At 58.7% G+C, this 271-nt stretch carries 1 protein-coding gene; it reads left to right on the plus strand.

Features of this window, described 5'->3' with window-relative positions; all coding sequences use genetic code 11:
• Positions 1-88: 88 nt before the first annotated feature.
• Positions 89-271, plus strand: a 183-nt coding sequence (locus tag AAFM29_RS17205) for a hypothetical protein (RefSeq protein ID WP_371830764.1), incomplete at its 3' end; no start/stop codon positions are given.

Raw genomic sequence — 271 nt, forward strand, 5'->3', positions numbered from 1 at the left:
ATGTCGATCCGCGACGTTCAGCTGGATGAGAACGGTTCGCTCCAATATGCGCTGCTCGATGGCGTCGACGTCCGCTCCGAGGGGCTGCATGCCGATTTCACCTCGACCTTCAAGCAGGCGAATTTCAACTTCTCGCACCAGTTCAACGACCGGCTGCGCGTCTCGTCGAAAATCGGCCTCAATCAGTCGCGCTGGAAGGATGACATTCGCTTCCGCTATTACATGGATGCGCTCGATGTCGATGGCTTCGCGCTCGACTTCACGGGCGGCG

This window comes from Erythrobacter sp. (genome assembly GCF_038133525.1).
Taxonomy (GTDB): Bacteria; Pseudomonadota; Alphaproteobacteria; order Sphingomonadales; family Sphingomonadaceae; genus Qipengyuania.